This window comes from Stenotrophomonas indicatrix (genome assembly GCF_050573115.1).
Lineage (GTDB): Bacteria > Pseudomonadota > Gammaproteobacteria > Xanthomonadales > Xanthomonadaceae > Stenotrophomonas > Stenotrophomonas lactitubi_A.
This window is the reverse complement of the sequence record NZ_JBNYZT010000008.1, coordinates 239,692-266,674: the sequence shown is the minus strand read 5'-3', so window position 1 is coordinate 266,674 and position 26,983 is coordinate 239,692. Positions and strand designations below refer to the sequence as shown.

Annotated in this window: 25 protein-coding genes and 3 pseudogenes; 22 read left to right on the top strand and 6 right to left on the bottom strand. The window is 62.1% G+C overall.

Going from position 1 to position 26,983, the window contains the following annotated elements; genetic code table 11:
* The first annotated feature begins 33 nt into the window (after positions 1–33).
* The 3 genes from ACQ5SA_RS18520 to ACQ5SA_RS18510 are packed head-to-tail and all read left to right on the top strand — an operon-like array spanning position 34 to position 2,299.
* Positions 34–324 (top strand): PepSY domain-containing protein, encoded by a 291-nt coding sequence (locus tag ACQ5SA_RS18520; protein ID WP_089238156.1) that lies wholly within the window; start codon positions 34–36, stop codon positions 322–324.
* A complete protein-coding gene (locus ACQ5SA_RS18515; RefSeq protein ID WP_499315483.1) occupies positions 324–983 on the top strand; it encodes a response regulator transcription factor in 660 nt (219 codons plus the stop codon). Before ACQ5SA_RS18520 ends, ACQ5SA_RS18515 begins: the two co-directional genes overlap by 1 nt.
* Positions 980–2,299, top strand: coding sequence for an ATP-binding protein (locus tag ACQ5SA_RS18510; protein ID WP_499315481.1), 1,320 nt, complete (start codon positions 980–982; stop codon positions 2,297–2,299). Before ACQ5SA_RS18515 ends, ACQ5SA_RS18510 begins: the two co-directional genes overlap by 4 nt.
* Positions 2,300–2,463: 164 nt before the next feature.
* On the opposite strand, the gene ACQ5SA_RS18505 is transcribed toward ACQ5SA_RS18510, so the two are convergent.
* Complete coding sequence (locus ACQ5SA_RS18505; RefSeq protein ID WP_033832425.1) at positions 2,464–2,784, bottom strand: DUF6122 family protein; 321 nt, start codon at positions 2,782–2,784, stop codon at positions 2,464–2,466.
* A gap of 43 nt (positions 2,785–2,827) precedes the next feature.
* A complete protein-coding gene (gene speA, locus ACQ5SA_RS18500) occupies positions 2,828–4,717 on the bottom strand; it encodes an arginine decarboxylase (protein WP_049465636.1) in 1,890 nt (629 codons plus the stop codon).
* Between the two features lie 179 nt (positions 4,718–4,896).
* Between speA and speE the strand changes: the two genes are divergently transcribed.
* Positions 4,897–5,751, top strand: a complete 855-nt coding sequence (gene speE / locus ACQ5SA_RS18495; protein WP_191077689.1) for a polyamine aminopropyltransferase — start codon at positions 4,897–4,899, stop codon at positions 5,749–5,751.
* 124 nt (positions 5,752–5,875) lie between these two features.
* Here speE and ACQ5SA_RS18490 read toward each other — a convergent pair whose 3' ends face one another.
* Positions 5,876–6,781: an aspartyl/asparaginyl beta-hydroxylase domain-containing protein gene (locus ACQ5SA_RS18490; RefSeq protein ID WP_049465655.1), complete on the bottom strand. Its 906-nt coding sequence runs from the start codon at positions 6,779–6,781 to the stop codon at positions 5,876–5,878.
* Between the two features lie 205 nt (positions 6,782–6,986).
* On the opposite strand from ACQ5SA_RS18490, the gene ACQ5SA_RS18485 reads away from it, so the two are divergent.
* Together ACQ5SA_RS18485 and ACQ5SA_RS18480 are read left to right on the top strand one after the other, a co-directional pair.
* The gene (locus tag ACQ5SA_RS18485) at positions 6,987–7,955 is read left to right on the top strand and encodes an alpha/beta fold hydrolase (protein ID WP_499315479.1); all 969 of its coding nucleotides are present in this window, start codon (positions 6,987–6,989) and stop codon (positions 7,953–7,955) included.
* Between the two features lie 210 nt (positions 7,956–8,165).
* Entirely contained in the window at positions 8,166–8,825 is a 660-nt protein-coding gene (locus tag ACQ5SA_RS18480; protein ID WP_236508963.1) for an RIO1 family regulatory kinase/ATPase domain-containing protein, read from the top strand.
* 90 nt (positions 8,826–8,915) lie between these two features.
* On the opposite strand, the gene ACQ5SA_RS18475 is transcribed toward ACQ5SA_RS18480, so the two are convergent.
* Complete coding sequence (locus tag ACQ5SA_RS18475) at positions 8,916–9,254, bottom strand: P-II family nitrogen regulator (RefSeq protein ID WP_499315478.1); 339 nt, start codon at positions 9,252–9,254, stop codon at positions 8,916–8,918.
* 158 nt (positions 9,255–9,412) lie between these two features.
* Here ACQ5SA_RS18475 and ubiK point away from each other — a divergent pair, with 158 nt between their 5' ends.
* From ubiK to arr (ACQ5SA_RS18440), 7 genes and pseudogenes are all read left to right on the top strand, one after another.
* Positions 9,413–9,664, top strand: coding sequence for a ubiquinone biosynthesis accessory factor UbiK (gene ubiK, locus ACQ5SA_RS18470; protein ID WP_089237467.1), 252 nt, complete (start codon positions 9,413–9,415; stop codon positions 9,662–9,664).
* A gap of 126 nt (positions 9,665–9,790) precedes the next feature.
* Complete coding sequence (arr, locus tag ACQ5SA_RS18465) at positions 9,791–10,225, top strand: NAD(+)--rifampin ADP-ribosyltransferase (RefSeq protein ID WP_499315476.1); 435 nt, start codon at positions 9,791–9,793, stop codon at positions 10,223–10,225.
* 451 nt (positions 10,226–10,676) lie between these two features.
* Positions 10,677–11,399, top strand: a complete 723-nt coding sequence (locus tag ACQ5SA_RS18460; RefSeq protein WP_499315475.1) for a hypothetical protein — start codon at positions 10,677–10,679, stop codon at positions 11,397–11,399.
* Between the two features lie 240 nt (positions 11,400–11,639).
* The gene (locus ACQ5SA_RS18455) at positions 11,640–12,191 is read left to right on the top strand and encodes a hypothetical protein (RefSeq protein ID WP_499315473.1); all 552 of its coding nucleotides are present in this window, start codon (positions 11,640–11,642) and stop codon (positions 12,189–12,191) included.
* A complete protein-coding gene (locus ACQ5SA_RS18450; protein WP_499315472.1) occupies positions 12,188–12,661 on the top strand; it encodes a hypothetical protein in 474 nt (157 codons plus the stop codon). The genes ACQ5SA_RS18455 and ACQ5SA_RS18450 overlap by 4 nt, the downstream gene beginning before the upstream one ends.
* 9 nt (positions 12,662–12,670) lie before the next feature.
* Positions 12,671–12,799, top strand: a pseudogene (locus tag ACQ5SA_RS18445) (accessory factor UbiK family protein); the annotation flags it as partial.
* A 124-nt stretch (positions 12,800–12,923) separates the two neighbouring features.
* Positions 12,924–13,355 (top strand): NAD(+)--rifampin ADP-ribosyltransferase, encoded by a 432-nt coding sequence (gene arr, locus ACQ5SA_RS18440; RefSeq protein WP_499315471.1) that lies wholly within the window; start codon positions 12,924–12,926, stop codon positions 13,353–13,355.
* A gap of 1,451 nt (positions 13,356–14,806) precedes the next feature.
* Here the strand turns inward: arr (ACQ5SA_RS18440) and ACQ5SA_RS18435 are convergent.
* Positions 14,807–16,060: an HNH endonuclease gene (locus tag ACQ5SA_RS18435; protein WP_499315470.1), complete on the bottom strand. Its 1,254-nt coding sequence runs from the start codon at positions 16,058–16,060 to the stop codon at positions 14,807–14,809.
* Positions 16,061–16,779: 719 nt separating this feature from the next.
* Between ACQ5SA_RS18435 and ACQ5SA_RS18430 the strand changes: the two genes are divergently transcribed.
* The 4 genes from ACQ5SA_RS18430 to ACQ5SA_RS18415 all read left to right on the top strand — a co-directional run bounded on the left by ACQ5SA_RS18430 (position 16,780) and on the right by ACQ5SA_RS18415 (position 21,261).
* Positions 16,780–17,136 (top strand): hypothetical protein, encoded by a 357-nt coding sequence (locus tag ACQ5SA_RS18430; protein WP_499315469.1) that lies wholly within the window; start codon positions 16,780–16,782, stop codon positions 17,134–17,136.
* Between the two features lie 47 nt (positions 17,137–17,183).
* The gene (locus ACQ5SA_RS18425; RefSeq protein WP_499315468.1) at positions 17,184–17,729 is read left to right on the top strand and encodes a cold-shock protein; all 546 of its coding nucleotides are present in this window, start codon (positions 17,184–17,186) and stop codon (positions 17,727–17,729) included.
* A 149-nt stretch (positions 17,730–17,878) separates the two neighbouring features.
* Positions 17,879–18,541 (top strand): imm11 family protein, encoded by a 663-nt coding sequence (locus ACQ5SA_RS18420; RefSeq protein WP_499315467.1) that lies wholly within the window; start codon positions 17,879–17,881, stop codon positions 18,539–18,541.
* 41 nt (positions 18,542–18,582) lie between these two features.
* Positions 18,583–21,261: an XVIPCD domain-containing protein gene (locus ACQ5SA_RS18415; RefSeq protein ID WP_499315466.1), complete on the top strand. Its 2,679-nt coding sequence runs from the start codon at positions 18,583–18,585 to the stop codon at positions 21,259–21,261.
* Between the two features lie 52 nt (positions 21,262–21,313).
* Here ACQ5SA_RS18415 and ACQ5SA_RS18410 read toward each other — a convergent pair whose 3' ends face one another.
* On the bottom strand, positions 21,314–22,033 hold the full coding sequence (locus ACQ5SA_RS18410; RefSeq protein WP_499315465.1) for an FtsX-like permease family protein: 720 nt from the start codon (positions 22,031–22,033) through the stop codon (positions 21,314–21,316).
* A 7-nt stretch (positions 22,034–22,040) separates the two neighbouring features.
* Here ACQ5SA_RS18410 and ACQ5SA_RS18405 point away from each other — a divergent pair.
* The 5 genes and pseudogenes from ACQ5SA_RS18405 to ACQ5SA_RS18385 form a co-directional block, all read left to right on the top strand.
* Positions 22,041–22,226, top strand: a pseudogene (locus tag ACQ5SA_RS18405) (IS3 family transposase); the annotation flags it as partial.
* A gap of 401 nt (positions 22,227–22,627) precedes the next feature.
* Entirely contained in the window at positions 22,628–22,846 is a 219-nt protein-coding gene (locus ACQ5SA_RS18400; protein ID WP_488766790.1) for a hypothetical protein, read from the top strand.
* Positions 22,847–23,296: 450 nt separating this feature from the next.
* Positions 23,297–23,503, top strand: a pseudogene (locus ACQ5SA_RS18395) (transposase); the annotation flags it as partial.
* 49 nt (positions 23,504–23,552) lie between these two features.
* A complete protein-coding gene (locus ACQ5SA_RS18390) occupies positions 23,553–25,673 on the top strand; it encodes a peptidase domain-containing ABC transporter (RefSeq protein WP_488766817.1) in 2,121 nt (706 codons plus the stop codon).
* Complete coding sequence (locus tag ACQ5SA_RS18385; RefSeq protein WP_488766788.1) at positions 25,670–26,914, top strand: HlyD family secretion protein; 1,245 nt, start codon at positions 25,670–25,672, stop codon at positions 26,912–26,914. Before ACQ5SA_RS18390 ends, ACQ5SA_RS18385 begins: the two co-directional genes overlap by 4 nt.
* The last annotated feature ends 69 nt before the right edge of the window (positions 26,915–26,983 follow it).

The following is a 26,983-nucleotide window of genomic DNA, read 5'->3' as shown; positions in this document are numbered from 1 at the left end:
GCCTGTTCCCCATTTCCAGTCAGTCCCGTGCCGATCCTGTCTTCCCTGTCCCTGCTGCTGGCGCTGGCCAGCGCCCCGACCGCCACCGGCCCTGCCCAGGACCCGGCGCAGCAGGTCGCGCGCCGGGCCGTTCAACAAGGCCGTTACGTGCCGCTGGAAAGCGTGGTGCGCGATGCACTCAAGCGCCACCCCGGCCAGCTGCTGGAAGTGGAGCTGGACGATGGCGTGTACGAAGTGGAGATCCTGCGCGCCGACGGCGTGGTGGTGGAGCTGGACTATGATGCGCGCAACGGCAGGCTGCTGAAGACGGAGCTGGACGACTGATGCGCATCCTGTTGGCCGAAGACGATGCCGCATTGGCCGAGCGCCTGCAGCCGCTGCTGGAACAGGCCGGTTACGTGGTCGACGTGGTGGCCGATGGTCGCCAGGCCGAGGAGATGGGCCAGGTGGAAGACCTTCAGGCCGCCATCGTCGATCTGGGCCTGCCCGGGCTGGATGGCCTGAGCGTGATTGAACGCTGGCGCGGCAATGGCCGCGACTTCCCAGTGCTGGTGCTGACCGCACGCGGACGCTGGCACGACAAGCTGGCCGGCTTCGATGCCGGCGCCGACGATTACCTGACCAAACCTTTCCAGGCCGATGAACTGGTGCTGCGCCTGCGCGCGCTGATCCGCCGCAGCCACGGCCATGCCAGCCCGCGCCTGCAGTGCGGCCCGCTGCAGCTGGACGTCAATGCCGGGCGCTTCGACCTGGACGGCCAGGCACTGGCACTGAGCCCACAGGAATTCCGCCTGCTCAGCTACTTCATCCACCACAGCGGTCAGGTGATCGGCCGCGACCGTCTGGGTGAACACGTGTTCGATGGCGGCCACGATCCCGATTCGAATGCGCTGGACGTGCTGCTGGGGCGCGTGCGCCGCAAGCTCGGTGCGGACCTGATCCAGACCGTACGCGGCCAGGGCTGGCGGTTGGCCGCGCCGTGAGCCGGCAACCGTCACTGCGACGCCGGCTGCTGCTGGCCGGCGGCATCGGCCTGCTGCTGGTCTCGGCACTGGCCAGTGCGCTGCTGGGCGAACTGTTCAAGCGCAGCGCGCGCGACCGCCTGGACAACGAACTGCAGCAGGACATGCTGACCCTGCTGGCGCAGGCCGAGATCGATGCCGATGGGCAGCTGCAGCTGCGCCAGGAACCGAACGACGCGCGCTTCCAACGCGTGTTCTCCGGTGCCTACTGGCAGATCGCCGATGGCAGCGGCAAGGTGCTGCTGCAATCGCGTTCGCTGTGGGACGAGACGTTGCCCGTGGCCGCCAATGGCGCGGCCGCACGCAACCTGCCCGGCCCGCTGCAGCAGTCGCTGCGCGCGCGCGTGCAGCAGGTGCGCCTGCCACGCGCGAACGAACCCTATGTCGCCGTGGTCGCCACCGACCGCAGCGCACTGGACGCGGATGTCGCCGCGTTCCGCCAACGCAGCGCGATGGCGCTGGCGGTACTGGTCGCCGCATGGCTGGCGGTACTGGCCAGCCAGGTGCATTTCGGCCTGCGCCCGCTGCAACGTCTCGGTACGCAGCTGGAGCGTGTGCGCCGGGGCGATGCACAGCGCATCGATACAGCGGGACTGGGCGCTGAAATCGCGCCGCTGGGTGACGAGCTCAACGCGCTGCTGGACCACCAGCAACGGATGGTGGCGCGCGCACGTACCAGTGCACAGGATCTGGCGCATGCGCTGAAAACACCGCTGAGCGTGCTCGCCGCCGAAGCCGATGGTGAAGGCCGCGAGTGGCGCGCGACGCTGCGTGAGCAGGGCGCGCGCATGCAGGCCAGCGTCGATCGCTATCTTGCCGCTGGGCTCACCGCCGATCATCGCGAGCGCACGCCGGTGGCAGCAGTGGCGCAGGCGATGTGCAGATTGATGGCACGGGTGCATGGCGACCGTGCGCTGCAGTTCCAGGCCGAGGGTATTCCCACCGACCTGCAGTTCGCCGGCGCCAGCGCCGACCTGGAAGAGATGCTTGGCAATCTGCTCGACAACGCCGGCAAGTGGGCACAGCGGGAAGTAGCTGTTACCGCGCGTGCGGAAGAAGGGCAGTTGCGCATCGACGTGCGCGATGACGGCCCCGGTCTGGCAGCCGAGGCGCTGGCGCAGGTCACCCAGCGCGGCGTGCGGCTGGATGAGCGCGAAGGCAGCAGCGGCCTGGGGTTGGCGATCGTCGGTGATATCGCCGCCAGTTATGGCGGGCGGTTGGCGTTGGAGAATGCGCAACCGGGATTGCGCGCGACGCTGTGGTTGCCGCTGGGGTGACGCGCCGCAACGCCGGTGGTAGTGCCGGCCGCTGGCCGGCAACCGCCTGATTGTCGGAAACACGCTGCAGCAGCCGGCCAGCGGCCGGCTCTACCGGATCACGCGCCACCCGGTAGGTGTCGACCTTGGTCGACGCGCATCAAGGCGCCGACCAAGGTCGGCAACTACCGGTGATGCATCCACCAGCAGTCGATGGCATCCAACACGATGTGGATCATCAAACCGATCCCCACCAGCCGCGTCTTCTTCGGTACGCACAGGCCCGCGTACACGGCAATCGCCGGCGCGGTATGCAGCGGGTGGAAGCCGATGCTGCAGCGGTTCGGGGCGTAGATCGGGTCGGCCAGCAGATGGTCCAGGTCGATGATCCAGCCCAGCAGCAGCAACAGCCACGCCGAGGCGAAACGCTTGCGCCAGAACAGCCATGCCAGCAGGGCTGGCACGGCGGCATGCAGGAACAGATGGAAGATCGCGCGCGCGCTCATCAGGACCGGTAGCGCCGGGCCAGGCCCGGCGTTCCCGTCACCCTCAAATCAGCGGTTCGTCGGACAGGTAGGTATAACCGGTCAGGCCCGCTTCCAGCGCTTCGGACAGTTCCTGCGCGCGCTCCGGCGACAGGTCTGCCGATGCCACGCGTTCGGCGTAGGCCGCACGCAGGTCATCCAGCTTGTAGCCCACGTAATCCAGCATCACGTCGGTGGTATCGCCGCGACGCTGCTGGGTGATGGCGTAGCCATCGGCATCGGCCAGCACTTCCACCGCGTCGGTATCACCGAACAGGTTGTGGATGTCGCCGAGGATTTCCTGGTAGGCACCGACCATGAAGAAACCGATGCGGTAGCTCTCGCCGTGCTTGATCGCGTGCAGCGGCAGCGAGCTGTCCAGGCTTTCGTTCTCGACGTAGGTCTTGACCATGCCATCGGAATCGCAGGTCATGTCGGCGATGATGCCGCGGCGATCCGGCGTCTCGTTCAGGCGCTCGATCGGCACGATCGGGAACACCTGGTCGATCGCCCACGCATCGGGAATCGACTCGAACACGCTGAAGTTGACGAAGTACTTGTCGACCAGGCGCTCGTTCAGTTCATCCAGCGCCGGGCGATGGCTCTTCTCGTCGTAGCTCAGGCGCGCACGCACGCCATGGGCGATGGCATAGAACAGATCGTCGATGCGCGCACGCTGCGGCAGGTCGATCTGGCCCAGCGCATAGCTTGACAGGCCTTCGGCGTGGAAGTGCTGTGCTTCCTGGAACAGCTCCACCGCCGGACGCACGTCCAGTTCCTCGTGGATCTCGCGCAGGTGGCGGATCGAGGCCGGCTCGTCGTCGTGCTGGTCCGGCACGCGGCCTTCCTGCGCCTGTTCCACTTCGGACACGTTGGCGATCAGCACCGCGTGGTGCGCGGTCATCGCGCGGCCGCACTCGGTGACGATACGCGGCGGGGTCAGGCCGTGTTCTTCGCAGGCATTGGCCAGCGGCTGCACGATGTTGCTGGCGTACGAATTCAGGCCGTAGTTGATCGAGCAGAAGCTGCGCGAACGAGTGCCTTCGTAGTCCACGCCCAGCCCGCCGCCCACGTCGACGTGGGTGATCTTCGCACCCAGCTGTGACAGCTCGACGAAGTAACGGGTGGCTTCACGCATGCCGTTGGCGATGTCGCGCACGTTGGAGATCTGCGAGCCCATGTGGAAGTGCAGCAGGCTCAGGCAGTCGGCGTACTCGGTATCGCGCAGCGACTTCCACAGGTCCAGCAGCTGACGCGGCGAAAGCCCGAACTTGGCCTTGTCGCCACCGCTGTTCTGCCACTTGCCGGCGCCCAGCGAGGCCAGGCGCATGCGCACACCCAGGCCCGGCTTCACGTCCAGCGCCTTGGACTCTTCCAGCACCAGCTTCAGCTCGGACGGCTTCTCGATGACGATGAAGGTCTGCAGGCCCAGCTTGCGGCCGATCAGGGCCAGGCGGATGTACTCGCGGTCCTTGTAGCCGTTGCAGACGATCAGGCCACCCGGGCGCGACAACGCCAGCACGGCCATCAGTTCCGGCTTGCTGCCCGCTTCCAGGCCGAAGCCTTCGCCGTGGTGGCTGGCCAGGGTGCCGGCCACGCCGCGGTGCTGGTTCACCTTGATCGGGTACACCGCGGTGTAGCCGCCCGGGTAGTCCCAATCCTGCTGGGCCTGGGCGAACGCCGCCTGCAGCTTGCCCAGGCGCTGGCCGAGGATGTCCGGGAAGCGCACCAGCAGCGGCAGCTTGGCGCCGGCCGCGCGCGCGGCATCCACCACCTTGGGCAGCGACACCACCGGGCCATCCGCCCCGGTCGGTCTCACCACCATGTGCCCGGCCTGATCCACGTCGAAATAACCATCCGCCCAGTGCGGGATCGAGTAGGTCTTGCGGGCTTGGTCGAGGGACCAATCGGTCATTGCAGTCGGCCTTGTGGCAAATAAAAGGGGGGGCATGATAACGCCTATATGCCCACAGGTTCGTTATCATGCGCGCCCGCGCCCGCGGCAGGTTCCAACCTGAACGGGCCGATCCGTCCGGATGCGTGGCACCCCGCCTTCAGCCCGGCTCCATCCCTTCCGAACAGGAATGCTTTCCCATGACTGACAACAGCAACTGGTACATCGAACACTTCGAGCGCACCGGCTCGGCCATCGGCTACCGCATCACCGGCAAGCTGGACGAAGTGCAGTCGCCGTTCCAGAAGATCGAAATCTTCCAGACCACCGACTGGGGCAACCTGATGACCATCGATGGGGCCATCATGCTGACCAGCAAGGACAACTTCTTCTACCACGAGATGATCAGCCACCCGGTGCTGTTTACCCACGCCGCGCCCAAGCGCGTGGTGATCATCGGCGGCGGCGACTGCGGCACCCTGCGCGAAGTGCTCAAGCACAAGGGCGTGGAGAGCGTGACCCAGTGCGACATCGACGAGCAGGTGACGGTGATGGCGCGCAAGCACTTCCCGGAACTGTGCGATTCCAACAACGACCCGCGCGCCGAGCTGATGTTCGATGACGGCGTGGCCTACATGGCCAACTGCCCGGCCGGCAGCGTGGACGTGGTGATCGTCGATTCGACCGATCCGGTCGGCCCGGGCGAAGGCCTGTTCAACAAGGCGTTCTACGAGAGCTGCTTCAAAGCCCTGAAGGACGACGGCATCCTGGTGCAGCAGTCCGAGTCGCCGCTGATGCAGCTGGAGCTGATCAACGAAATGCGCACCGAGATGGGCAAGGCCGGCTTCGGCTCGTTCAAGACCCTGCCGTTCCCGCAGCCGTGCTACCCCACCGGCTGGTGGAGCGTGACCCTGGCGCGCAAGGGCGACAGCAGCTTCGACTTCCGCCAGGCCGATTCGGCCGCCAAGACCTTCGATACCCTGTACTACACCGCCGCGCTGCACACCGGCGTGCTGGTGACCCCGCCGTTCGTGAAGGCGGCGCTGAAGGGTTGATCGGAAAGCGTGCCAACCAAGGTTGGCACCTACCAAAACAAAAACCCGCGCTGGCGACAGCGCGGGTTTTTGTGTTTACGGGTAGTGCCGGCCGCTGGCCGGCAACCTCATCAAACCCAACGCTTCAGAGCGCCCAGATACCAGCGATCACCGCCACCACCAGGCCCCACTTGATCACCTGGTAGGCCACCACGCTGCGCTCGCGCAGGGCCTTGGCCTTCAGCCGCACCTTGTACACGCTGCCGAAAGCCTTGTTGACGCCACCGGTCGGGTCACCCGGCAGGTTCGGCGATGCCCCACCGGCCAGCAGCGTGGACGCCACCAGACGGTTGAACAGACCCGGCAGACCGAAGCGCAGCGGACGGGCGATATCGCAGAACAGGATCACCCGGTCATCGGGCGTCTCGTTGTGCGCGTGGTGGATGTAGGTCTCGTCGAACATCATCCACTCGCCGTCGCGCCAGCTCTTCTTGATGCCGTCCACTTCGATGTAGCAGGCATCGTTGTTGGGCGTGGCCAGGCCCAGATGCAGGCGCAGCGAACCGGCGAACGGATCGCGGTGCGGGCGCAGCTCGCTGCCCGACGGCAGCTGCGCGAACATCGCCGCGCGCACGTCCGGCAGCGATTCCAGCAGCGCGGTGGTCTTCGGGCACATCGCCTTGGCGGACGGGTGCGAGGGGCCGTACCACTTCAGGTAGAAGCGCTTCCAGCCGCGGCGGAAGAACGAATTGAAGCCCGCATCGTTGAACGTACTGGACGCGGCGATCGCCTGCGCATCGCGCAGCGCCAGTGCCTCGTCGCGGATCATCTGCCAGTTCTGCCGCAGCGGCTCCAGCTGCGGGAATTCCTTGCCCGGGTCCAGGAACGGCGTGGTCGGCACTTTGGAGAACATGTACATGACCACGTTGATCGGGGCCATGAAGCTGGAGTGGTCCAGCAGCTGGCGCGACCAGCGCGCACGGACCTTGCCACGGAAGTGGATGTACAGCACGCAGGACACGAACAGCGCCGCAAGCACGATTTTGATGATCAAAACACTTTCCTCCAGCACACGCCGGACAGGGAAACAGGGCGATGCGGCCACGGGGCCAGCACCAGAGGGGACGCGGCAGAAGACGGGGACGTGCCGGGTGGGTGCGGCCGTCGATGTCGCGGATTAACAGCTTATGGTCGGCAGGCCGTGCGCCGGGGTCAAGCCGGGCGTGCGGGACAGTCAGTGCTGCGTCACTGAACAGGTGGCCTACACTGCCTCGATGCCGTTGCCACAGACCTATCCCTACCCCGCCCTGAGCGCACGCTACGGCGACTTTTTCGCCCCGCCCGCACAGGCCGCCGCGCCACGCAGCGAGGTCTTCGGCTGGGGCGGTGGTTGCCTGCGAATGGACCGGCATGGGCCCTCCGACGCCAGCCTGACCGTGCTACTGGTGCACGGCGCCGGCGGCTACGGGCGAATGTTCGCACCACTGGCGGCAGAGCTGGCAGCGGCTGGGCACGAGGTGCTGGCGCCGGATCTGCCCGGCTATGGGCTCAGCCCCGCGCCCTGGCAGCAGGTGGACTACGGCATCTGGAAACAGGCGCTGCTGGCGCTGATTCACGCCGAACACCAGCGGCGACCACGACCGTTCGTGCTGCTCGGCGCCAGCATCGGCGGCTATCTGGCCTATCTGGTGGCGGCCGAATCACCGTGGGTACGTGGCCTGGCCGTCACGACCCTGGCCGACCCGCGCGATCCGGTGGTGCAGACGGCGCTGGTCCGCCAGCCGTGGATGCGCGCCCTGCTGCCGGGGCTGCGCCCGCTCAGCCGGCTGACCCGCGGCCTACGCGTACCCGTGCGCTGGTTCACCCACATGCAGCGGATGTCGCGCAATCCAGAACTGACGGCGCTGGTCTGCGCCGACCCGCTGGGCGGCGGAAACCGGGTGCCGGTGGGGCTGATGGCATCGCTGTTCGACACCGCTCCGGCCGTGGAGCCCGAACGCTTCACCCGTTGCCCGGTGCTGATGGTGCACCCCGCCTGCGACGACTGGACGCCGGTGGCGATCAGCGACCGCTTCTACCAGCGCCTGGCGGCTCCGAAGCAGCGGGTGCTGCTGGATGAATGTGGCCATTTCCCCATCGAGCAGCCGGGGCTGGACCAGCTGCGCGACGCATTGCTGCCGTTTGTTGCGCGCATTGCTGGCCTTGACCCCACTGCAAGTGATTGATTTCAATGACCCCACTCGAAAGTGAGACAGAATTGTCCGAATGTATGTGACGAACTGTTCCAGCCACGACGCCGACATTTCTCCGACAAATCGTGGAATAGCGAACTCGCCGGTACTAAAATTGACTTAACGAAAGTTTAGCCAGTTCCCCCAGTCGTACCGGTTCGCTTGACGCTTCAGCGCCGCCCACCGGGTCGCCCGAGACCCCAGATGATCCCTTCAATCACCCCCTCCCCGTCCTGCGGCGATGACGCCGTGGCGCCGCTGCTGCTCAAGCGCGGTGAACGCTTCCTCGCCCCCGATGTCTACCGCACCTGCCTGGACGGTCGTCCGGCCGTGGTGAAGGACTACTCCCGCTACCGAGGCACCCCGGTGTCGCCGATCGCCCGGCTGATGGTGCGCCGCGAGGCGCGCATGCTGGAACGCCTGGGCGGCTGGAAGCACGCCCCTGCCCTGCTCGGCACCCTCGGTGGCCTGGCGCTGGGCATGGAATTCATCCCCGGGCAGACGCTCAGCACCGCGCAGGCCGTGGGCAATGAAGTGTTCGAACAGCTGCAGCACGCGATCACCCGCCTGCATGCGGCGGGCATCACCCACAACGACCTGCATGGCACCAACGTGGTGGTCAGCGCTGGCGTTCCGGTGCTGCTGGACTTCACCTCGGCCTGGCGCGTACCGCGCTGGCTGCGCCGCAACCCGCTGAGCCGGCAACTGAGCCGCAGCGACATGAAGAACCTGCTGAAGATGCGCCAGCGCGTGACCGGCCAGGCGCCGAGTGCCGCGCAGGCAGCCATGGTGGCCGACCCCGGTTGGGTGGCGGCCGTGCGCCAAGGCTGGAAGCGGTTCTACAAATGGGCGAAGCGGCGGTAACCACCGCCCCGCTTCACCGGTAGGGGTCGAGCTTGCTCGACCGCTCTTCGTTCCGGCGACGCAAAACCCCGCGCTACGCGCGCAAGCTGCTTACAACGCGTCCGCGTCCAGCTCACCGGTACGAATGCGCACCACGCTGCCCAGGTCGTACACGAACACCTTGCCGTCGCCGATCTTGCAGGTGCCCGCCGCCTTCACGATGGCTTCCACCACCACTTCCACCTGATCGTCGGTCACCGCCACTTCCAGCTTCACCTTCGGCAGGAAGTCGACCACGTACTCGGCGCCGCGGTACAGCTCGGTATGGCCCTTCTGGCGACCGAAGCCCTTCACTTCCGTCACCGTGATCCCGGTGACCCCGCGCTCGGCCAGCGCTTCGCGCACGTCGTCGAGCTTGAACGGCTTGATCACCGCCATGACCATCTTCATCGTCTATCTCCTGTATTCCGGCGTGGAGGATAGCGCCTGAACGCGGCCGGTGCGAAACCCGCAGCGCCTGTCCGGCGGGCCGGGGCCAGCAGTATCCTTATCGCCGAACCGCCGTGGCCGCGCCGGATGCGCAGGCCCACCACCCCACGGAGCACCCCATGATCGACCTGAACCAAATCGATGACCTCGCCCGTCGCCTCAGCGACCTGGTGCCGCCGGGCCTGCGCGAATCGCGCGAGGAACTGCAGGCCACCTTCAAGAGCGCGCTGCAGGCGGGGCTGGCCAAGCTGGACCTGGTGACGCGCGAAGAGTTTGAAGTGCAGCGTGCGGTGTTGTTGAAAACCCGCGAGAAGCTGGATGCGCTGGAAACGGCGGTGCGCGAGCTGGAAGGCCGCAGCAAGGCAGAATGAAAAAAGGAGGCGCACCGCGCCTCCCGTTTACAGATTATTTCCCTGATGGGGCCTTGCCGCAAGGCCCACCCGGCGCCCTAGACTCGCCGGCCTGTCGATCCGGCAGGACAGGTAGGGGCAGTGCCGATGGCACAGGACACCGAATGGACACCCGTCTCGCATGACACCTGCGACCAGGTTGCCGGGCCGTTCTATCACGGCACCCGCGCTGACCTCGCGGTGGGCGAACTGCTGAGCGCGGGATTCCGCTCCAACTATCGCGACAGCGTGGTGATGAACCACGTCTACTTCACGACGATTGCCAAGGGCGCCGGGCTGGCTGCGGAGATGGCCATGGGTGAGGGGCGACCGCGTGTGTATGTGGTGGAGCCGACAGGGCCGTTTGAGGACGATCCGAATGTGACCAACAAGAAGTTTGCGGGGAATCCGACGCGATCGTATCGGAGTGCTGAGCCGTTGCGAATTGTTGGGGAGGTTGCGGAGTGGGAAACCTACGATGCGGCGTTCGTTCGGCAGTTGAGGGCGTTTGTTGCTTCGGGGAGTGGGGAGATCATCAACTGAGGTCAAGGCAATACCGATGTCATACCGCGATCTCTTCCGATTGACCTAGGGCGTGCCTTCCTGCGGCGCCACTCTCAGCGCCACAGGCATTTCAACGACCCGCGAACCGACCTGGAGCGTTAAAGACGTCAAAAAAATGCAAGCGTCAGCTGACGCTGCTTCCAAAGCAGCAGGAGCGCAGTATTTAGATTAAATCGCAGTAAACAGCAAATTCAGCCTCGCCTGCCGAGCTCTTCGAACAGAACGTCCAAGAGGTCAAATGAAGCGCCTTCGGCGATTATGATCGATCCATAGGCCTCGGGCTCGGAAGCCCAAAAACTAACGCCTGATTAGAAAATGGACAACCCCATTTACATTAGTAATTATTGCATGATACACAAGCCACAATAGGAAAATGCAAAACACCGCAAGCTCCATTGCCTCGCTCCGCACAATCAAAGGACTGATACGCATGAAGCGGATTGGAAGGATTTCATTTATCGCGGCTTTTTTCGTCGCGCTTCCTGTTTCCTCACAGAGCACGCTGACTACCGTGACTGTAACTGCCCCAAAGGTCGGCGGAGGAACAATCGTTTGCATGGGCATTGGGTGCGGCGATATGCTCCGGGGCCTGCAGGAGCAGCGCTTCAATGAGATGTACTACGATCAAGAATTTCCATACATGGGCCTGTTGGAAGACGTTCCCATTCACCAAGCCAAATTCTGCTCTTCTCTAAAGGCCACCAGACCCGCTGGTTGCAACCAGAGTAATCCGCCTGCATCGCCGGGCATCCAGGTTCCGGGGAAACCACCCTATATGCCGAATGGATGCGGCACCGGGAAATTGGCAAATGTCTTTGCCGACGCCATGCTTGAAGTGGTATCCCGCCCGACCTACTCAGGTGACTTTCAAGCCCCCTACCCCGGCGTCAGCTTTCAAAGTTCATGCAATGGTCACGACACCTGCTGGGCATCTGGTGGGAACAAAGAGCAGTGCGACTACACCTTTCGGGACGACATGATCTCAGCCTGCGGAGGGAACTCCCCACAGAACAATGTATGCCTCGGCTTTGCCGGGCTCTATCATGGCGCCGTCTCGACAACGGGGTTTGCCCAGTCCGCCTACTCTAGTTCAATTGGAGACAGATCGTGCGCAGTGTGGGCAGAGAACGTCCGCGCCAACTCCTGCAACTGACACTTGTAGAGAACTTATATGACAATGCGCGCTCGCACTATCTTGCTGCTTGGTCATCTCGCTTTACTCTTCGGCTGCGCGGCTACTGAAAGTCACGCCCCCGGTGCAAAGCAGACCAACCCTGCATCTGCGGCCAACGACCAGACACACAAGACGCCAACCACGGTCACTCGGCCCGTGCCTGCTCACACCGATGCAGACGTGCCCATCGCTACCTCTTGGGAACAAGAGGTGCGTCGTATGCCTGAAGACAAGGCCGCATACCTGCATTCGATCAAGAACCGCTACTTCGGCGCCATCGCCTATGAGAACGAACAGGAGCGGCGCTACCTGGAAGACTCGGGGTTCCCCAGTATTGACGAATGGCTGCAGGCACGAGCGATGAACGACAACCAGCTGCAGCAATGGGCGAGCAACGGCGATGGTAAGGCGATGGCCTTCTACATTGACAGGATGCTCGAGCGCGCGACGCCATACCTGCACCTGCGTGGCGTCGATGAGACCGCCTATAAAGCGAGCCCCGCTGCATCCTACGCTCTCAAGGCCTACGAGTTTTCAACCCAGATTCAGTCTACCCATAAGAGTCCGTTTACGGGCTATCTCCTTGGCGCAATGTTCTCCACGCTGGCCTATCCACAATCGCCAGAGTCTGCCGCTGCAGGGATCATGGCCGCCCGAGATGCAGGTGACCCACGGGCAAGCGCTCTACTGCTTGCGTACGAGGTGAATCACCCAGGCATGAATCAGCAAGTAATCCTGGCTGCTCGTCGTGCCATGGAAACCTCCCAATGACCCAAGCCACCGTGCGGCTCGCGGCCTCATCGTTGCTGTTGCTCTGCACATCAATCCTGCTCCCCCATGACGTAGCCGCAGCCGAGTCTTTCGACATGAACGGTCTGCATCTTGGCGCCACCGCTGCAGAGATTCGCAAGGCGTTCCCCACCGCAAAATGTGAGTCTAGCTGCGTGGGGCCAGGCGCCAACTATCTGGGTGCCTCTGGAAAATTCGTTGCCTTTCTCCGCGATGGAAGAGCCACCATGCTTGCCATGTCATTCTCTTCGGTATCGGCGGGCGAACGCGTCCGCCTGCGTGCAGAACTGGAAGGAAGATATGGCCCTCCCACGGACAACCTTGGGATCACCGGTTGCACTGAGTGGTCCATGTCCAATGGCTTCGTCGCAGCATGTTTCAATGAGGAATTGAGCCACATCGTTTTCAGCAATGAATCCCGCGCGGATGTGAACAAGCGCCGTGGCAATTGAGCTGGAACGCAAGCCACCTTCAAGGGCGCGCTGCAGGCCGGGCCGACCAGGCTGGACTAGGTGACGCGTGAAGAATTTGAAGTGCAGCGCGCGGTGCTGCTGAAGGCGCGCGAGCTTGAAGATCCCGGCGCGCAATAAAAAAGGAGGCGCACTGCGCCTCCCACTTACAGATTATTTCCCCGATGGGGCCTTGCGGCAGGGCCCGCCCGGCGCCCTAGACTCGCCGGCCTGTCGATCCCGCAGGACAGGTAGGGCAGTGCCGATGGCACACGACACCGAATGGATAGCCGTTTCCCATGACACCTGCGACCAGGTTGCTGGGCCGTTCTATCACGGCACCCGCGCTGACCTCGCGGTGGGCGAACTGCTGAACGCGGGATTCCGCTCCAACTATCGCGACAGTATGGTGATGAACCACATCTACTTCACCGCACTGCCAAAGGTGCTGGACTGGCTGCGGAGATGGCGCGGGGTGAGGGGCGACCCCGTGTATGTGGTGGAGCCGACCGGGCCATTTGAGGGCGATCCGAATGTGACCAACAAGAAGTTTCCCGGGAATCCGACGCGGTCGTATCGGAGTGCGGAGCCGTTGCGGGTTGTTGGGGAGATTACGGAGTGGGAAGCCTACGACGCAGAGCTCGTTCGGCAGCTGAGGGAGTTCGTTGCGTCCGGGAGTGGCGAGATCATCAATTGATGAAGGGGAGGATCGGCACGCCCGTGTGCCCTTATCTGCAAGGCGTGCTACCCGGTATCTCGCCTTTCAACTGTCGCATCGTGGAACCTAGCCCCTCCCTGAGCGACGCGTACTCACCCGTCGCAAGCTCACCCGCCCGCATGAGCATCACTTCAGCCCGGTGGCAGTTTTCGCTTCCGCCTAACGAAATGAGATGCGAAGCGAGGCGCTGCATCGCTGCAGGGTCTCCTCTCGAAACCCCCTCTTCCATCCATTGCCTATACAGCGCTGCATTACCATTCTCGCGGTAGTGATTCTCCACCAACGCCTGAGCGTGCCCATCGCCGGAGCGGGCCTTGGCTTCCATCAGCGCGGCGGACTCGGGGCCGTAGCTTTCGCTTCTACTCCCTGCGACCACGCCGTTGGGAGCTTTGCCGGAGGGGCTTACGTCGGGCTTGCTGCAGGCCATAAGGCATACCGTGAGGCATGTCAGCAATGTCATTCTCGTCGGTGATCTCATTCTGCTCCTCCGAATGCCTGATTCACGCTCTTGGCTCAACAAAGCCTTGCGCTTTGCCTGCAAGGCATCAAACCGCACTGTAGCCGCCATCACTTGCCTGACACGATTCCAGAGACGACCGGCAGAGTGCCCGGCCCACTTCACCATACGAGTGAAGTCACCACACACGACCGGCTAGCCGGCCGTGTATCGGCTTACAAGTAATGCGATCTTCGCCTTGCAGCGACCCTCAGTCACTGACCGCCGCTGCAGGCCACATCATTTACCGCAGCTGCCATGTTCGTTGGCTACGACGGCGGTACAGATGAAACCCCCATCGGGATCCTTCCTGCACTCTTCAATCTTCGCCGGCGTGTAGCAGGTTCCGCCAGCGCCGCTGATCCCCTTCTTCTTGGCAATCTCGGCTGCTCTCCGATTGGCGTCATCGGCAGCTGCGGACTTGGTCGGGCCACTACCGTTAACGGGCTCACCGGCGAAGGCCGGAGCAGACAGGGTCAATACACTGGCGCACAGCAGGGAGGCTCCGCGTATGCATTTCATCGCTGACTCCTAGTTAATGGGAAGTGTTTATCAATGAAACACCCTCACACCCAAGGGCAGCCGATTTCGGACGAACCACCGTCGCTCCGTCCGGCTTCCCGTTCGAACGCTCTTGAACTACACGAGCGTGCAACTGACAGAAACTACCGTGTTTAGCTAGGACTGAACGGCAGGACCAAGGCAGCCATAATATGATTGAACCCGTGGAAATGCCGAGTCCTGAGTCATAGAAATAACGTTAACGACCGGATCAATTGCAACTTTCCTTACACACTTCAACTTCCCCCAGGGTGGAAACCCGACGGATAATCGATACTTCACTCAGAGGCTCACGAGACATCACCCCCCATATGCAACCAATCTCCAAAGGAGATATTTATTCGCAGGCAGCTGCTTCCTAAGTCCCAAGGCATTACGATGCGATACGTCGAGAGTTGAATCTCTCTCGATGATGTTCCAAGTAGCGCTTCAGTTCCGGCCCTGGCTTCTTCAGAAGGGTGGCGGGAATCCCAAGTTCCTCGCGTTCTTCTGGCGTGATAACGCTACTGATCAGCATGCCGCCCTCGTCATCAAAGCTAATGAGCAACGCATCGAACAACGCATCTAGGTTTGCCGTAAGCGGCAAACCATTTTGGGGATCCAGCCGTTCATCATTGTTTGAATCGCGCCACGGTTTGCAGTGTGATGCGCGTAAAAGCGCTGCAATGGCGGTTCCAGTGACAGCGCACCTGCCCTCCCATAGACGCATGAGATCACGGCGGAAGCGACCCTGTCCCAGACGGGCATCTGTCAAGGCCGTCCGAGTCGTTTCAGCTTGTTCGTTCGCACGGATCTGCGCTAGGTCTCGTTCCAAGTCCCCGCCCGACGTATGCGACGATAGGGATGACACGGCCACTGTAGAGCCGAGCGTCATGTACAGGTCGCCCTCAATATTGGCCAGGGCGCTCAACCATGAAAGATGGCCGGACTCAAAGCTACCAATGCTTGTCGTAGGCGTGCCCCCCTTTACACAGACAATCGCATAAGCATCATAGCCACTATTTATCAACTCCAAGTGACGCTGGCGCTCGGCCCAGCCATGGCGATTGGTGTGCTGTTGAGCAAGCACTCGGATAATCTCCAAACCGTTGTGCTGTTTGATGTCGTCACGCCACACCCGCAGAAAAACGCGCCGCTGCGTCTCATCTACGGAGCCCCATGACCAGCGATCATTCGCGACCGGCGCTAGCAGGATATCTCGGAAGAAGGAATTGATACGTATGTCATTGACAGGCAAGGAGGTGTCCTGCGCTTCATTGGCAGCATCGTCCAAGGCATTGTGGAGCGGCAATGGCGCAGCATTGGATTGCGGAGTGTATGGCTTGAACGAATACCCCGTCCCAGCCAGCAGTGCTTCTGCACGGGCGATTAGAGCGGGATCGAAATACTGGCGCCATCTCGTCTCCACAATCAGCGCTTCACAGCTCAGATCTAGTCGTCTAAGTTCCCACAGTCGCGCGAAGCCATCGGAAGGCTTCCCAGTAGCCAGCACGCGCTGCACCGTCTCATATCCACCATATTGCTCGAGCATTCGCTTGAAATGAGTAGGTCGATAACCCATTTTCTCGGCCTGAAGAGCAGCGTCACGCAGGAGATCGGTAAAGGCTTCGTTTTCACGCACTTCCATTATCGTAGCACCCCTTTTGTGCAAAAGTAGATATTCATCATTCTCGTTCCCTGAGGCTTAGTCGGCAAGCCAGCCCAATGGGATTTCCCTGCAACGCGACTCATGGCGTAGCAAGGGGAAGCGACTAGTTTGCTCCTGAGTCATGCCAGCCCGATACTCGCAAGCTCCATCCGGCCAAGCGGTGGCACGCTGGCCATTGAGATCCTGTGATGTGAACTCGTTAGTAGTTCAGCTGGGCCAGTAACTTATGTGCTTCCGATCGTTTCCAACACCAACGGCCTCCTGTCCAGCCATGTCGCATGTGGCATGAACTGCGCCATGTAAGACCAGCATCTGGCTAATCCACCGATGAGGTGGCGAAACCTACCCGCCCCACGCCTCTCGCGCCAACCTGCCCTATGCGACAATGCCAAAAACGTCTCGGGCTTTGGCGGCATTGACCCCAACCCCTTGGCATTTCCAACAACATCAGGCAACTCTGGTAGAGCCACCGACAACGGGTGGCCGGGCGTCGAAAACCCGATTCACTAGAAGTTGTTTACGCTTGTCAGCCGGCACCACCACGCGTGGTGCCGGCTGGCAATCCGTCTGCCGGCTATGGCGGGCGGTGCGTGGGGGTCTTGTACCCGCCGGCATTGTCTAGTGATCCGGTTTTCGAGCCACGCATCGTCCGCCACCTTTATCGGTGGCGGCTTCTGCCTGCTTGCACGGAGCCTGCCATGACCACGCCGCACTCCCCTCCCCCGCGCCCCATCCAGGAGGCGCCCTCGCCCTCCCCTGCGCTGGACCCCAACAGCCTCATCGCCATCCTGCGCAGCATCGGCGCAGGCGCTGCAGCCGACGGCCAGCCCTGGCCCGAACGCCATCACCTGCGCAGCCGGCAGATGCAGTTGTCCGACGCCGACTGCGCGTTGACGGGCCAGCGCATCGTGCAGGAACTCCTACTCGCGGCCGAGCGCACGCGCCAGAACGGTGAGCCCGACCAGTACGTGGGCGACCGGGTGATGGAGGGGCTGGTGATGGCCGACATCGCACTCACCGCCTTCATCCACGAACGGATGCGGCCACAGGACTGAGGGCGCGCTTGTGGGCGTGACGTTCTGTTTGCGTGCGGGGGTGACGAATGAAGAAGCACGGCCTTGCCGCTGCGGCGGTGTGCATCGTGGTGATCGGCGCGGTATGGGCGGGATGGCCCGAGCCAGCGGGCGATCAGGTGTGGGCCTACCAGAAGCTGCAGCCAGCCGATTACCGGCTACTGCACAGTGATGCACTCGGCTTCGTTACCGCGAAAGCGGATGAGGGCTTTGAACTGCACACACGCTATGCCGGGGTGACGTCCTTCGAGATCTGGTGCAAGGGCGTTCTGGTGATGGACGTGGAGAACGCCCCTTCACGTGTGCTGATCCGGATGCCTGCCGATGCCCGGTGGCGGGCGCCGGATATCGAACGCCTTCGCATCAGTTTCGAGCGCTGGTTGGATCTCCACCAGAGCAAGGGCCGGTTGCTGGTGGAGAGTGCAAGGCCATCGTGGCTTGAGGCACGGTTTGGGCGCTTCGGCGGGGCGGTGCCTGATCAGCAGCGGTGTCTGTTTGAGGACCCGGGCCGCGGTTGGCAGGTTTCCCCCTGGTCGCTTCGTCCATCCCGCGGACTACTGCAGGCAGTCGAATGAGTCACAGCACCATCTTCTGCATTGTCCCGAATTTTCCCGGGATTCACGTAAATCGGGTATCGCGGCACCGTTTAGGTGGAACTTGTGGCTGCGCTGCAGCCCCGCTAGCATCGGCTCGACAGCTTTCCCGTCCTGCCCCCGCATCCATGATGGAAGCCCCCGTGACCGAATCGACTCCCATTGAAGTTTCAGCCGAAGCCGCATCTCACAAGGGCGAATTCTTCCTGATCGACGCCGGCCTCCTGGGCAATGGCAAGGTTCCCGGCATAGAGATCGCCAACGAAGAGAAGCTGATCGACCCGGGGATGAATGTCGTCTCACGTCCTGATGGAACGCCAGACCAGTATCCGGAGCGCCCCCATCTGGTTCATGTGCCGGAGAAGGGCGGAATGCCACGCGATCTGGAAGAGCTCGCTGGCATATGGATTGTTTCGGAGCCGTTGAAGCAGCTGTTTGAGGAGTTGGACGCCGAGGCGTTTGCATTTGTGGCCTGCGACTTCAGCCTTGCTGACGGCAGCCCCGGCCCTCGGTACTACCTGGGCAATGTGCTGCGCAGGCTCGACGCCCTGGATGAAGCCGCTTCCCGCGTGAGGATCAAGCTCGACCACAATTATCAGACCGGCGAGGACGAGAAGCTTTACAGCCTCGTCGGCGGAGCCAGCCTGGTGTTCAAACAGGATGTTGTGGGAGATGCCCATATCTTCCGCCAGGATCGCATGGGAGCACCGCCCATCTGCGACCGCGCGATGTTTGATGCTTTGAGTGCGGCCAACTTCTCCGGCGTACGGCTGCGCGATGTAGCCGATATTTAAGACGAGCTCTTTCAAACGGATTCTTGAATGAGGTGGTGCGCATGGCCGACACACCGGTTTTTCAGGGACACCATCTGATCGAACAGATTGCGTTCGAACAGAGCCAGCTGCTGAAGTCGCTTGCCAGGAGTGGTCATTTCGCGCTCCACGGACCCGACAACATTCTCAACCTGCCCGCGAACCCTGCGCTGGCGACCAGGCTGAGTATTTCGCCACACTCAGGCGGTCCGTTGAGTGCGTACTCGGATCAACTGAAGTTCGTTCTCGACGACCTCGCGGAAACATCCGATGGCCGCGCTCTGCTGTCGAAGGAGACGCCGCCGGATGTGCGGGCCGCCGCGGCCGAGCGTATGGGTGCCCGCATCCAGAACCTCGAACATACCCTTCGCGCCGGCATCCTCAACGGCGACCTGGTCACCAACACGCCCGAGAACATGACCCCGGCGGAAGCCAACGCCAAGGTCCGCACCTTCTTCTCTGATCTGGACGGCTACCAGCGCACCCACGCCACGCAGATTGCGGAACTGAAGACGCTCAATCCGTCCGAGTTGCGCTGGCGCGGCGTCACCCAGTCCGAAGCCAACGTGAGGTTGGCACTGGATGCTATCGACGAACCCGGCAACTCCGCCCTGAGCGAGCGCTGGGGTGGCCGCGCATCGTTGGGCACCGCCATTCAAGAGGCCAACCAGGGCGGCCGCCTGCCGTTGAGCGAGCACACCGCCGTCCGCGTGCGCACTGCGTTCAACCCGGAAATGCCACTGACCATCGTGCGCCCCGGCCCGGCAACCACGGCTCCGGAACTGGCTGGCACTGCAGGGCGATCGGGTGCTGCGGAAGGTGCCGCCGAAGCTGCCGCCGCCGCGCGCGGACAGATTACCGGCGCGCGCGTACTCGGTGCCGCGGGCGTCGCCGCACTGGCCGTGGACTTCGCCATCACCGGCCACCGCGTGGCCGAGTTGCGCAGCGAGGGCAACGACGCCGGCGCAAAATCAGCTGCCACCCACTTCGTGGGGCGTACCGCGGGCGGCTTCGGCGGCGGTTTCCTGTTGGGCGCTGGGTACGGAGTCGTTACCGGCTCGTGGACCGGACCAGGTGCGCTGGCTACCGGGCTGTTGGGCGGCGTGGCCGGTGGCTTCGCCGGTGAGTACTGGGCCCAGTACCAGGACAAGAAAGCGGTCTACACCCAAGTGGATCGCAGCGGCAACGAATGGAGTCGCGACCCGGAAGATTCAAATGGCACCTGGAGCCGCAGCGTGCGCACGCCGCAGCCCGACGGAAGCTACCGCGATACCACGGTGGCCGCCGGTGGCCGGCTGGTGGATGAGCTGAACTACAAAGCCGCCAACGACTCATATTCGCTGGGCATGGCCAACCTGCCCAAACCGCAGAACCCCTTCAAGCTGGATGCAAGCGGAGAGAACACGCCCCCGCGCGAACCGTTTGAAACCAACCGCCACTACGTGCGCAACCCGCACAACGGCGAATGGAACCTCTCCATCCACTCAATGATTGATGGGCGCGTCCCTTTCGACCACAGCGTGTCAGTCAGCCCGGAAAAGGCTGGCCAACTGGAACTGGAATCGCAGCGCATCATTGCCCAGAACGCCGCCAACACGCCGGAGGCACTCGCCGCCCGTTACCAAGTGGCGTTCAACCAGTACAACTGGCACGAGTTCGCCACCATCGAGCCGGTACCGGAGGTGATCGCCAACGCGCAGACCCAGACCCAGCCCTTGCGCGCTTCCAACGGCGAGAAGTACACACAGGACGCCAACGGGCAGTGGCAGACACCGGGTTGGGTGTATGGCACCAACCCGGCCGAGGGCAGCATCATCGAGGAGCTCAATCGCACGCGTCAAAGCCAGCAGGTCGGCGTGCAGGAGCTGACGTCCATGGCCGACATTGCCCGCGCCAATCCCACGCCAACCGAGTACGGCCTACGCAGCCAGGTGGTGGACGCCTACCGTCGCGCCGGCATTGCGCGCAACGCAGAAGAAATTGATGACGCTGTAGCCGCGGTTGCCCAGGACCACGCGAGCTCCCTGCCCGGCTCCAGCACCTTCATGCTGCAGGTACAGAAGGATGGCTCGCTGGCTACACTGGCAGGGAAAGATGACGAGCGCATGCAGATCGTTTCCGTCACCACGCCGGCGGAGATTGCACTGGCGCACGCGCAGCGCGCTACCGCAGGGCAGGAACAGCCACCCGCGGTCGCTCCTCCGAGCGCACCCTCGCCACACACCACCACGCCCGCCACGCAGCACAGAACTGAAGTAGACCAGCACCACGGCACAGCCCTGCGCCCGGAAGACGCCGGGCTGCTGGGGCAGTTGCGCTCGTCAGTGGCCATACTGGATGAAAAGCACAACAAACCGTGGGATCAGAGCAGCGACCGCCTGCTGGCCAGCGCCTACAGGCTTGCGGCAGAAGCCGGGTTCAAGCCCAGCGACAAAGTAGACCTGGCGTTGAATGAGGCCACCGAAACCCATGCGGCTGGTACCACACTGTTCGTGATGCGCTCAGGGCCGGGCGCGTCATCAGATCCCGCTGCCAACCGGGTGCATATATCGACGCAGGACGCGCTGGCTGCCGCACCGGAGCAGCAATATGCAGCGGCCAACCGGAGCCTCGGCGCTCAGGACCAGGAGCGGTCGCAGCAGCTGGCGCAAGCGCAGACGCAAGAGCAGGAGCAGAGCCGGCAGGGGCCGCGGATGGGCTGATGGCAGCGTGACAATGCATACTCCATGAAACGCAATGACCGGCCCGTCGGCGTCAAGCGCTGCGCAGGATCGCTACCGGGGCTTCTTTGGCTGCTCGTCGAGCCGGAACATAGGCTGCGGCCTGGCCCAACAGAAGCACGGTCAGCACGCCAATCGCGAGAAATGGCGCCTCGATCCTGGCTACCTCGTAGTATCGGGCCACGGCCATGTTCAGGCCGATGGCCAGTGCGGTGCCGACAGCAGACCCGGCGGCGGTGAGAATCAGGTTCTCCACCAGGAAGCACCGCAGGATGTCGGATTTGCGGGCGCGCAGTGCGCGCCGGATACCGATCTGACGATACCGCTTGCGGACCCAGAAGCTGGCCAGTCCATACACGCCCGTTGCAGTTACCACCAACAGCGCCAACCCGGAGCTCAGGAACATGATCGCCATGGTTTGATCGTGGCGGAAGTAGTCGGCGCGCAGCTCCCGGAACGAGATGCTGCGGGCGATGGTGCGGTTCGCATCGCGCTGCGACAACGCGGCCTCACTGGACGCAATCACGTCCGCCACTCGCCCATCCGCAGCACGGATGGTGAACATCACGCGGGGCCCGTCCGGAATCAACGGCAGGATGAGTGACATGTCATTGTCTGCATCGGTCTTCAGAACAGGCCGGGAAAGCGTCTTGACCACGCCGACCACCTGGATGGGGTGCTGCGCATCGGCATACAGGAACTTGCCGACGGCGCCGCCCCCCGGAAACAGCTTGTCCGCCAGTGCCTGCGACACAACGGCCTCGCTCGCCGAGAACTTCTTCCAACTTCTCAAGCGCGAGCGCTTCAAACGCCGGATCAACGTGACACGCAAGGAAGCAAAGTCCTACGTCTTCAACTGCATCGAGATGTTCTACAACACCAGACGACAGAAAGGACACAACAACGGGCTGTCTCCGGTGGAGTTCGAAAAGCAGCATTCACAATGAAGCTTCGGGGTGTCTACAGAAACCGGGGTGATTCAACATCGCATGGGCACCTGAACTTCCTCGCCGGGCAAGCAATGTCGTATTTGCCACGCACTGAATCCTCTACCGGAAGAACCTGACGAAGCGGCCCATGCCCGCCGGATGCGATGTCCCGCAAGGGCTCATGAAATGCCCCCCCCTATGCAACAACGCCAAAGACATCCCGGGTTTTGACGGCATTGCCCCAACCCCTTGGCTTTTGCAACAACATCAGGGAACTCTAATAGCGCCACCGTCAACAGGGTGGCCGGGCGTCGAAGACCCGATTCACTGATGGAAAACAGAAGCTTTTCCTGGGGATTTGTCAAAAAAATCTCGACCCCGGGCGCGGGGATCTGCGCAATCTAACTAGGAGTTCCATAATGCGTAATCTGACACATGCAGAAGTAATCGAGGTTAGCGGCGGAAATCAAGGAGCAAGCATTTACACTCCAGAGAGTCACCAGCAGTTTCGAGATATGGCGGTGGGGGCTGCTGCTGGTGGCTTGATGGGTGGCCCTATTGGCTTTGCTGTCGGCCTGGTAGCGGGTGCGATTACCGGCTATCGCAAGCCCGTTCCAGTTACGAAAAGAGAAAGATAATTCTCAAGGGTGCCGCCGTGAAAATCGACGGCACCTGACTGAAAGAATTCATAGCAAGAGGAATAGACTGCATGATTTATCCGAAACCATTACTTGCACTATGGCTATTAAAGAAGGTTGGCCGATCCATTGGTGTGGATCAACTTCAGCATCACTTCGGCTTGCGGTGGTCTATCAATTCTCTGAACTTCCTCATGACCTGGGGCGCCGGGGCCATAATTATCTGGGCAATAATTGGCTCTAGAAATATATGGAGCACGGGACTGATCTCTGTAGTGGTAGGCTCACTTGCTTATGGGGCACTTGTGGCAGCTACAGAGCAGAGAAAGGTTCGCCCACCTGACAATTAATTTCGTGTAAAAGCGCAATAGAAAAATGGACCAGCTTTCGCAGCCCTTCTACTTTCTTCAGCTCTTGCGCCGGTGTACACAGAGGGATGCTCTGCCGGTGGTGCCGGCCGCTCGCCTGCAGCCTGATGGATTGCGCCAGAGCAAGCCGACCCGGCGCGCGATCTTCTTTGCCGAAGTAGAGCAGGTAGTGCCATGGGAGGGGTTGTAGGCATTCGTTGACCCGCACTACTTGGGTGCTGGGCGTCGTGGCCGACAGCCTTATCCGCTAGAGACCATGCGCCGTGTGCATCTGCTACAGCAGTGGTACAACAAGGACTTTCAAATCCTCCTTTCACACTTTCTGAAGATCTTAGTTTATTGACGCCGTCACTCAATCCGAAGCGGCGGAATGCGGACTTGCATGCTTGGCCATGGTTGCATCACATCATGGCAACAAGATTGGACTCCGAGAACTCCGTCGCCGCCATGCCCTTTCTCTTAAGGGTGCGACTCTGGCTCAAATTATTGAAATCGGGGGAGCGCTCGGCTTTCGCTGCCGCCCACTACGCCTAGACCTGGAGCACTTGAGCCAACTTCTACTGCCTTGCATCGCGCACTGGGACCTCAATCACTTCGTCGTGATCAACAAGGTGCATCGCAATGGCGTTACCGTTCTGGATCCGGCCTTTGGCAAGCGCAAGCTTTCCTTGGAGGAAGTCTCAAGGCACTTCACTGGAATCGCTCTGGAGTTGCATCCAACTGCCGAGTTCCGGGCTACCCCTCGCCCGCCGGCCGTCTCGCTTGCACAGCTGACAGGAAGGATCGACGGGCTCTGGCAGGCCTTTGGCTTGCTGCTGCTCCTGTCCCTTGCTCTTCAGGTGTTCGTCCTGATAGCACCATTCTTCATGCAATGGACCGTCGACCAAGCGCTCATTGCCCATGACAGAGACTTGCTGACCGTACTGGGCACGGGGTTTGCCTTGGCGCTGCTGCTGCAGGTCTGCATCGGGCAGATCCGAGGCCGAGCGGTCATCTACCTGTCGAACCGGCTTAACCTCCAATGGACCGGGAACGTCTTCCGGCACCTGCTGCATTTGCCCTTGGACTTCTTTGAGAAGCGCCATCTAGGTGATGTCACCTCACGGATGGGAAGCGTCCAATCCATCCAGCAGACATTGACGACAAGCTTCGTAGAGGCGCTTATTGATGGCCTAATGGCGATTATTACGCTGGGAATGATGCTGCTCTACAGCTGGAAGCTTGCGCTGGTCACGCTGCTTGCGGTTGCTCTGTATGCAGTCGCGCGTGCCTGTGCCTTCGCGCCCCTCCGGCGAGGCACAGAGAAGCAATTGATCGCCGGTGCACGCCAAGAGAGCCATCTGCTTGAGTCCATTCGCGGAGTTCAATCGGTAAAGGTCGCCGGCCGAGAATCCGTTCGCCAAGCAGGCTACTTCAACCTTATGAACGAAACGGTCAATCAAGACGTTTGGCTCTCGAAGTTTGGGCTGAGCTTCGGTGGCGCCAATCACTTGCTGTTTGGGCTGGAGCGCGTTGCGGCTATTTGGCTGGGTGCACTACTGGCGATGGAAAACGTGTTCTCCGTCGGCATGCTGATTGCTTACCTCGCCTACAAAGACCAGTTTTCACAGCGGGTGGGAGCGTTGATCGACAAGTGGGTGGAATTCCGCATGCTTCGCCTGCACGGCGAACGACTCTCCGACATTGTTCTCGCCGAACCAGAGAGCCTCACTTCCAGCACCAGCGCTCTGTCGCCGGACGGCATCCGAATTGAGGTCGAAGGGCTTGGCTTCCGCTATGCCCCAGGAGAACCATGGGTGCTGAGGAACTGCAGCTTTGTGGTGGATCCTGGTGAATCCGTCGCCATCATCGGCCAATCCGGCTGCGGAAAGACCACACTGGTCAAGATACTCCTTGGCCTTCTCCAGCCGACGGAAGGTGAGATCCGCATCGGAGGCGTGCCTCTGTCAAAGATCAGCGTAAGCGAGTATCGCCGCATGGTCGGCGCGGTGATGCAGGATGACCAGCTCTTCGCGGGAAGTGTCAGCGAGAACATCGCCTTCGAAGACGATCACCATGATGAAGCCAGGGTGCGTGAAGCCGCACAGTTGGCCGCCGTGCATGACGATATCGCAGCGATGCCCATGGGCTACAACAGCCTGATCGGCGACATGGGGACGACCCTCTCTGGCGGTCAGAAGCAGCGGGTGATCCTCGCACGCGCGCTGTATCGCGAGCCCCGGTTGCTCTTCCTGGACGAGGCAACCAGCCATCTGGATGTTGAGCGGGAAAGGCTGGTGAATGAAGCCGTCGGGCGGCTTGAGCTGACCCGGGTGATCATCGCCCATCGCCCAGAGACCATCGCCAGTGCCGACCGGGTGCTGATCATGCACGCCGGTGCTGTGGCACGCGTCCTGACGCAGAACGCGTCAAGCTCCATGGAGGCGGCACAAGGTGGCGTCGAGGAGGTCCCGGCATGAGTGGCCTATTCCGCAAAGAAGCCATCGATGCCCAGCGGCGAAGTTGGCTTGGTGGAGTATCCCTGGCGCAACCGCTCCGCTTCTGGATTCTGGCGGTGTTCGCAGCGATGGCTGCCTTGGCCATCGTCAGCTTCCTTTGCTTGGCCGAGTATTCACGCAGATCGAGGGTTTTGGGTGAGCTTGTGCCCGATCTCGGGCTTTCCACTGTGGTCGCTCCGTCGGCAGGTGTGGTTGCGAGACTGGATATTGAAGAAGGGGATCACGTCCAACGCCAGGACGGGCTGCTGACGATCAACGTGCCGCGGGTCACCTCCTCAGGACAGGATGCCGTGTCGACCTTGCTTGAGGCACAACGCTCCCGTATGACCAGTGTGGAGGCGATGAGCGGATTTCAGGACAGGCAGCTCTCAGCACAGCAGGAGGGTGCGAAGGCCCAACGCACTGCGCTGCTGCGCGAGCTTTCGCAGATCGAGGCAGAGATCCACACCCGCGGCGAGCAGGTGCGAATTGGTCGCGAGACCCTCGCCCGATATCGGAGCGTCGAGGTTGAGCGCTACGTAAGCCTGGTTCAGATCAACCAACAAGAGCAATCGATGCTCGAGGCGGTCAACGCACAACAAGCGCTTCAACGCCAAGCGACCTCAATTCGGCGGAACTTGGCCGAACTGGAACAGCGGCTTGCAGAAATTCCCCATCAGAGGCTCTCCGCCAAGGCGGCTTCTGAACGTGATCTGGCTGCATTGAGTCAGGAGACCGTCCGGATGGAGGCCGACGGAGAGCTGCTGCTTCGAGCACCGGTAACGGGATTGGTGGCAAATCGACTCGTCGAGGCAGGCCAGGCGGTGCAGCCGGGACAGCCCATTCTCAGCCTGCTTCCCAAGGGGTCCGAGCTTAGAGCACAGCTGCTGGTGCCCAGTTCGGCCATTGGGTTCGTCAAATCAGGCGACCGAGTTCTCCTGCGCTATCAAGCTTATCCTTACCAGAAGTTTGGAGCCCACGAAGGAACGGTCATCCGCATCTCTCGCAGCGCGCTGACGGGATCCCAGAAGGACGGCGATGCAAAGCGGTCCCTGTATCGAGTCCTGGTCTCGTTGGATCAACAGGGAGTGCTGGCTTACGGTAAGACGGAACCACTTCGTCCTGGCATGCAGCTGGAAGCCGACATCATGGGCGAGCGCCGCAAACTCTATGAATGGCTGTTGGAGCCTCTCTATTCCGTTAGCGGGAAGCTGGGCACTTAGTTGTGTAATCCCGCGACGTTGTTCAGCGGAATCCTCGAAATAGATGGCCTGCGGCCGATCTCCGAGTAG